Source organism: Bradyrhizobium sp., assembly GCF_030697065.1.
In the GTDB taxonomy this organism is placed as follows: Bacteria; Pseudomonadota; Alphaproteobacteria; order Rhizobiales; family Xanthobacteraceae; genus Bradyrhizobium.
Genome location: NZ_JAUYQU010000066.1, coordinates 1 through 5,763, shown reverse-complemented (window position 1 = coordinate 5,763; position 5,763 = coordinate 1). Strand labels below are relative to the sequence as shown.

Sequence of the window (5,763 nt, the reverse complement as noted above, 5' to 3'; positions counted from 1 at the left end):
ACACGTAGACGACGTTCACGACCAGCAGAAAGAAGGTGGTCGGCGACAGCAGCGGAAATATGATGGTCCAGAACCGCCGCATCGGACCCGCGCCGTCGATCGCGCCGGCCTCGATCACGCTCTTGGGGATCGACTGCAGTCCGGCGAGAAAGAACAGGAAATTATAGGCGATCTGCTTCCACACCGCGGACATCACCACCAGCGTCATGGCGTGGTTGCCGTTCAGCAGCGGATTCCAGTCGAGCCCCATTCCGCGCAGCGGACGCGCCAGGGTGCCGAGGGACGGGTGGAAGATGAAGAACCACAGCACACCGGCCACCGCCGGCGCCACCGCATAGGGCCAGATCATGAAGGTCTTGTAGGCCGGCGCGGCCTTGAGGTTCTTGTCGGCCTGGGTTGCGAACAACAGCGCGATAGAGAGCGATAACCCCGCGACCAGCGTCGAGAACACCAGCGTCGTCAGCATCGCCTTGTAGTATTCGGGTTGCGCGAACAGCGCCTGGTAATTCTCCAGGCCGACGAATTCGGAAACAAGGCCGAAGGCATCCTCGCGCTTGAACGATTGCAGGACCGCCTGGCTGGCCGGCCAGTAGAAGAACACGAAAGTGACAATGAGCTGCGGCGCGAGCAGCGCGTAGGGAAGCAGCTTGCTGCTGTTGAAGACCGCGGATTTTTCCATTCAGGCGTCTTGTCCGTTCCCGGCGGTCTGTCGGTGCGAATCGCAGGCAAGTCCCGGATGAAAGCTCCCTCTCCGAACGGAGAGGGAGCCATTATCAAAGACTTATTTTGCGGTCTTTTCGAACGTCCGCAACATCGCATTGCCGCGCGATACCGCAGCGTCGAGGGCTTCCTGCGCGGTCTTCTTGCCCGCGAGCGCCGCTTCCATTTCCTCGGCCCAGACGTCGCGCATCTGCACCATGTTGCCGAAGCGCAGCCCGCGCGAATTCTCGGTCGGCTCCTTGTTGGTCAGTTCCTTCAGCGGCGTTTCCAGGATTGGATTCTTCTCGTAGAATCCGTCGGCCTTGGTCTTGTCATAGGCCGCCTTGGTGATCGGCAGGTAGCCCGATTCCTGGTGCAGCCTGGCCTGGCGGTTGGTGTCCGAGAGGAAGGCGAAGAATTTTGCGACGCCCTTGTATTCCTCGGGCTTCTTGCCGCCCATCACCCACAGCGAGGCGCCGCCGATGATCGAGTTCTGCGGGGCTCCGGCGACGTCGGGATAATACGGCATCGGCGCAGCGGTGAAATCGAACTTGGCGGTGCCCTTGGCGGTTCCGTAATAGCCCGAGGAAGTCAGGAAGATCGCGCACTCGCCCGAGCCGAAGCGGGCCTCGCCGGCATTGGCGCGGCCGGCATAGTCATAGGTCTTGTCCTTCTGCAGGTCGATCAGGTTCTGCAGGTGCTTGACGTGCAACGGCGAGTTGAACTTCAACTCGGTGTCGAAGCCGTCGAGCCCGTTCGCCTTGGTGCCGATCGCCACGTTGTGCCAGGCGGAAAATTGCTCGATATGGACCCAGGACGCCCAGGCATTGGAAAAGCCGCAGGTGGCGTGACCGGCCGCCTTCAGCTTTTTGGCGGCTTCGAACACTTCCGGCCAGGTTTTCGGGATTTCGGCGACGCCGGCCTTCTTAAGCCCATCCTTGTTGATCCACATCACCGTCGACGACGAGTTGAAGGGAAACGACAGCATCTCGCCCTTGGAGGTCGAGTAATAGCCCGTGATGGTGGGCAGATAGGCCTTGGGATCGAACGGCTCGCCGGCGTCCTTCATCAGCTGGTAGACCGGCTTGATGGCGCCGGTGGCGCTCATCATGGTCGCGGTACCGACTTCGAACACCTGGATGATGTGCGGCGCATTGCCGGCGCGGAACGCGGCGATGCCGGCGTTCATGGTATCGGGATAGCCGCCCTTGAAGGACGGCATCACCTTGTAGTCCGACTGGCTGGCGTTGAATTCCGCCGCGAGCTTGTTGACGACGTCATTGTTGGCGCCGGTCATGGCGTGCCACCACTGCAGTTCGGTCACGGCGTGAGCGGGCGTTGCGAGCGCCAGCGCTGTCGCCAGCGCAGAGGCAAGGCCGAAGGGTCGTAGCATCATTAGAATCCTCCCGGTTGGATCATCATCTTCGTTTCGCGCGTTAACAGCGCTGGATGACGTGCAAATGACCATATAGGCGAAAGCACGAGATCGGGGAAGCGGCGGCCAGGGGAAGCCGGAAAATAGGCAGAGCCGATCGCTGCTGTCGTCCCGGCCAAGCCAACTCTTGTGAGTGCGAACCGGGATCCAAACGTCGCGGCCCATCGTTTAGGCACGGAGGCAGACACCTCCGGCCCGGAACTAATATGAGTCGCCGCTTTGGCAAGGACGCCAGAGGGTATCAGCGCTTCCGGTCGCTGCCGCAGACCGCCCCAGCGGCGACCATGGCATCGATCTCGGCCTTCGAATACCCGAACTCGCCCAGCACCTCGACGGTATGCTGGCTGAATTTCGGCGGGGTGCGGCGCAGGCTCGGCTTGCTGCGCGAAAGCCGGATCGGCGAGGCGACCCCCTTGTACCAGTCCTTCGCGATAACGTCGCCGCGATGCGCGGTGTGGGCGCTGGTGAGAGCCTGGTCGATCGACTGCACCGGACCCGCCGGCAGGCCGGCGGCGAGCAGGCGATCGCACAGCGGCCCGGCGTCGTGCTGGCTGAACACGGCGGCGAGCTCGGCGCGCAGCGCGTCGCGGTTGGCGATGCGGTCCTTGTTGCGGGCAAAACGCGGATCGGTGCCGAGTTCGGGCTTGCCGATCTCCTTGGCCAGCTTGCGGAAGGTGCCGTCATTGCCGACGCCGATGAAGATGTTGTCGGTGCGGGTCGGAAAGATCGCGTAGGGCACCAGATTGGGATGCTCGTTGCCGGTGAGGCTTGGCGGCTTGCCGTGCATGAAATAATTCGCGGCATGCGGGTGCATGATGGCAAGGCCGGTTTCGTACAGCGTGGTCTCGAGAAACTGCCCGACCCCGGACTTCTGCCGCTCCGACAGCGCCATCAGGATGCCGATCGCGGCGTAAAGCCCGGTGGTGATGTCGACCAAGGGAACGCCGATCCGCATCGGCCCGCTCTGCGGCGAGCCGGTCGCGGCGATCATGCCGGTCATGGCCTGGATGATGGCGTCATAGCCGGGATTGCCGCCGCGCGGGCCGTCGGCGCCGAAGCCGGAAATCCGGCAGTGCACCAGTTTCGGGAATTTGCCGCGCAGCACGTCGTTGCCGATGCCCCATTTGTCCAGCGTGCCCGGCTTGAAATTCTCGATCAGGACGTCGGCGCTCTCCAGCATCTTCAGCAGCACCGCGCGGCCGCCCTCGGAAGCGAGATCGAGCCCGATCGAGCGCTTGTTGCGGTTGATACCGACGAAATAGGCCGCGTCTTCGCCGTGGAACGGAGGGCCCCAGTCGCGCACCTCGTCGCCGGCCGGCGGCTCGACCTTGATCACGTCGGCGCCGTGGTCGGCGAGGATCTGGGTGCAATAGGGTCCGCCGAGCACGCGCGTCAGGTCGATCACGCGCAGTCCGGTCATCGCGCCGGGAGCAGTTTCATTGGTCATGGGAGCTTCTTGGCCGTTGCTTGCGAGGTCCACGGGAACGTCGCGGCCATTAAGCATCCGCCACGCCGACGCGCAAATGCCAGCGGGAATGCCTTCCCGTATCCGGATGCATGTCGAACGCCGGTAAGGCGAATGGCCCGCCACGGTCAGCGGGCCATTCGGCGGCGGCCATCACACGATCTTCAGGCGCACATCGACATTGCCGCGGGTGGCGTTGGAGTAGGGGCACACCTGGTGCGCCCTCTCGACCAGCGCCTCCGCCTCCGGGCGCGGAAGCCCGGGCAGCGCGACCTCCAGGTCGATGTCGAGGCCGAAACCGCCGGCTGCGTGCGGTCCGATGCCGACCGTCGAGGTCAACGTCGCATCGGCGGGTACCTTGGGGCCGCCCTGCGAGGCGACGAATTTCATCGCGCCGATGAAGCAGGCGGCATAGCCGGCGGCGAAAAGCTGCTCCGGATTATTGCCAGCGCCGCCGGCACCGCCCAGTTCCTTCGGGGTGGCGAGCTTGACGTCGAGCGCGCCATCCAATGTCGCGGCGGTACCGTCGCGGCCGCCGGTGGCCTTGGCGCTGGTCTTGTAGAGAACATTCACGGACATCGTATTTCTCCTTGCTGGGGTTCCATGCCAGTTAAATTGTGCACAATATAACTTTGCACAATACAAATAACTGTGAGCGCACAATCCAATTGGATACAATTGATCCCGCGCCGGTCAGGGCCCACATGGAAGCCGGGCAGCAAGTCCGTGACGAAGAGGATCAAAATGGCCAGGAAACCCGCGGCGGATTTGCCGCTGCTGCTCGGCAATCAGCTCTGTTTCGCGGTCTATTCCACCGCGCACGCCTTCAACCGCGCCTACAAGCCGCTGCTCGACCGGCTCGGGCTGACCTATCCGCAGTATCTGGTGATGCTGGTGCTGTGGGAGCGCGATGGCGTGCCGGTCAAGGACATCGGCAACCGGTTGATGCTGGATTCCGGCACGCTGACCCCCCTGCTGAAGCGGCTGGAGGCGGCCGAACTGGTCAGGCGCACCCGCAGCACCGAAGACGAGCGGCACGTGCTGATCGCTCTGACGCCCCGGGGCCATGCCCTCAAGGAAGAAGCCAGGGCGGTGCCCGAGGGCATCCTCGCCGCCTCGAACTGCTCGGTCGCCGAGCTACTGGCGATGAAGAACGATCTGGTGGCATTGCGCGACCGGCTGAATGTGGCGCTGGGGGAGTAGGGGGACTTTCGGCGGTTTGTGCGGGGTAGGGCCGATGCTTGCTACAATTTTACAGCCGAGCCGCAGAGGCGCTTCTTCGTGAACGCCCGGCCGGAATGGGATTTGAGGTATTTCTCGAATTCCAGTGCTTTGTGCTTGTCTGGGAAGGCGCAGTACCAGACCAACAGCCAAGGCATGAATTTGGCGGTGTGCGCGGATTTGCCAGCATTGTGCTCGGGCAGCCGCCGTTTCAGATCGGCGGTTGCGCCGACATATTCCTGCCCGGGATGATCGATGCTCCGGATGATGTAGACGTACCACATCGGCGCCCACACGTGGCTTGAGCTTGGTATCAGAAGGCCTTTTCCAGCCCGTCTTCGCCCAAGAAGGCTACGCCGGGCACCACGCTTCGCCATTCGGGCTCTTGCGTGGCTGCGCCACGCGTAGCCCGAAGGGCGAAGCGTGGTGGAGCCAGGCGGGATCGAACCGCCGACCTCTTGCATGCCATGCAAGCGCTCTCCCAGCTGAGCTATGGCCCCTTAGATGTCCCGCGCGCCTTGGGCGACGCGCGGGGAAAAACCCTGAACACAGTTCAGGGGCGATCTCAAGTCTCTTCGTCGTTGCCGACGTCACCGATGATGTCGGTGACGTCCTCGTCGCCCTCTTCCTCGTCGGCGATGAAGGTGGAATCATCGTCATCGTCGTCTTCGATGGTCTCGTCGATCTCGATGTCGTCCTCGGACTCCGGAACCACGGCCTTGACCTTGCCGGTATTTTCCTCGGCATCGGCCTCCTCGAGCGGCACCAATTCTTCGGCTTCGGCGGGCTCCACAGCTTCGGCGGCTGAAGCGGCGGATGCGGCTGCAGCGGCGCGCGCCGCGGCGTCGGCACGGGTCCGGGGCGGCGGAATCGGCGCGATCGGCACCACCTCGCCGGTGTAGGGTGAGATCACCGGGTTCTTGTTGAGGTCGTAAAACTTCTT

At 63.4% G+C, this 5,763-nt stretch carries 7 protein-coding genes and 1 tRNA gene; 1 reads left to right on the top strand and 7 read right to left on the bottom strand.

The features are described 5' to 3' along the window. From Q8R73_RS04710 to Q8R73_RS04695, 4 genes are all read right to left on the bottom strand, one after another. Positions 1-679: ABC transporter permease subunit (locus Q8R73_RS04710; protein WP_305718375.1), on the bottom strand; the 679-nt coding region annotated here is incomplete at its 3' end. 102 nt (positions 680-781) lie between these two features. Continuing rightward, entirely contained in the window at positions 782-2,095 is a 1,314-nt protein-coding gene (gene ugpB / locus Q8R73_RS04705) for a sn-glycerol-3-phosphate ABC transporter substrate-binding protein UgpB (protein ID WP_305718374.1), read from the bottom strand. Positions 2,096-2,375: 280 nt separating this feature from the next. Next, positions 2,376-3,581, bottom strand: a complete 1,206-nt coding sequence (locus tag Q8R73_RS04700) for a CaiB/BaiF CoA-transferase family protein (RefSeq protein WP_305718373.1) — start codon at positions 3,579-3,581, stop codon at positions 2,376-2,378. Between the two features lie 171 nt (positions 3,582-3,752). After that, on the bottom strand, positions 3,753-4,178 hold the full coding sequence (locus Q8R73_RS04695) for an organic hydroperoxide resistance protein (protein ID WP_305718372.1): 426 nt from the start codon (positions 4,176-4,178) through the stop codon (positions 3,753-3,755). 165 nt (positions 4,179-4,343) lie between these two features. On the opposite strand from Q8R73_RS04695, the gene Q8R73_RS04690 reads away from it, so the two are divergent. Further along, positions 4,344-4,802 carry a MarR family winged helix-turn-helix transcriptional regulator gene (locus Q8R73_RS04690; protein ID WP_305718371.1) on the top strand — a complete coding sequence of 153 codons (459 nt, stop codon included), beginning with the start codon at positions 4,344-4,346 and terminating at the stop codon, positions 4,800-4,802. Between the two features lie 41 nt (positions 4,803-4,843). On the opposite strand, the gene Q8R73_RS04685 is transcribed toward Q8R73_RS04690, so the two are convergent. From Q8R73_RS04685 to Q8R73_RS04675, 3 genes are all read right to left on the bottom strand, one after another. Continuing rightward, positions 4,844-5,104, bottom strand: a complete 261-nt coding sequence (locus Q8R73_RS04685; protein ID WP_305718370.1) for a GIY-YIG nuclease family protein — start codon at positions 5,102-5,104, stop codon at positions 4,844-4,846. Positions 5,105-5,244: 140 nt separating this feature from the next. Then, positions 5,245-5,320 (bottom strand) — tRNA-Ala (locus Q8R73_RS04680). 65 nt (positions 5,321-5,385) lie between these two features. Then, the coding region (locus Q8R73_RS04675) for a TIGR02300 family protein (protein ID WP_305718369.1) at positions 5,386-5,763 on the bottom strand (378 nt) is incomplete at its 5' end.